The organism is Ideonella sp. B508-1 (genome assembly GCF_000333615.1).
Taxonomy (GTDB): Bacteria; Pseudomonadota; Gammaproteobacteria; order Burkholderiales; family Burkholderiaceae_C; genus Ideonella.
The window spans coordinates 1-831 of the sequence record NZ_BADL01000300.1; the positions used below are offsets into that span (position 1 = coordinate 1).

Sequence of the window (831 nt, forward strand, 5' to 3'; positions counted from 1 at the left end):
GGCCCGTTCGGGCCGGCGCAGCGGCGTGCGGGCCAGGGTGGGCCACACCAGGCGCGCCAGCAGGGACGAGCTCGACGCCACCGAACCGTTCATCGGCGCCACCAGCAGCCCCACGCCCAGCACCCCGCCGGCGGGCCCGGCGCCCCAGCGGGCCAGGCCGCGGCTGGCACCTGCGTAGAGGGCGTCGGCCAGGGCCACGCGCTGCAGCAGCACCCCCACGAACACATAGAGCGGCAGGGCCTGCAGCAGGTCCGACTCCAGCAGCCCGGTGAGGCGAGCCGGCAGGGCGGTGAGCACGCCGACATCCAGCACGCCCAGGCCCCAGCCGAAGGCGGCGGCGGCACTGGAGACCCCGAGCAGCAGGGCCCAGACCGGCAAGCCGGTGCCCATCACCAGCAGGCCCAGCGCCAGCAACATCCACAAGCCGCCCTGCACAGTGCCCATCGCGCTCGCTCCGCTCAGCATGCCGGCCGGCGCCAGGCGCGCCAGAGCTCAGCCACCGCCTGGGCCGCGGCCAGCAAGAGCAGCAGCACCATCGCCAGACGGATCACGAAGTAGCCCGGTGTCAGCGTCTCCGGGAAGCGCTCCTGCTGCGCCAGGCTCTGCCAGACGGTGGGCGCAGCCGCCCACAGCGTCCAGCCGGCCCAGGGCAGCACGCACAGGGCCAGCACGGTGGCCCGGGTGCGGGGTCGCCACACGCCGCGTCAACCGGCGGCCAGGTGGGTGCCGGCCCGGCTGGCGGCCGTCACCGCCACCGCGGCATAGACAGCGAAAACCAGTTGCCCAGGTCGTTGGCCCGCTGCGAGCCGGCATGCACCAGCTCCCGCAGGG

2 protein-coding genes are annotated in these 831 nt (G+C 75.2%); both read right to left on the bottom strand.

Annotated features, from left to right (window positions below; translation table 11 throughout):
* Positions 1–444, bottom strand: a 444-nt coding sequence (locus I73_RS27750) for a TRAP transporter large permease subunit (protein WP_040500344.1), incomplete at its 3' end; no start/stop codon positions are given.
* Positions 445–458: 14 nt separating this feature from the next.
* A complete protein-coding gene (locus I73_RS30925) occupies positions 459–698 on the bottom strand; it encodes a hypothetical protein (RefSeq protein WP_051049200.1) in 240 nt (79 codons plus the stop codon).
* Positions 699–831 lie beyond the last annotated feature (133 nt).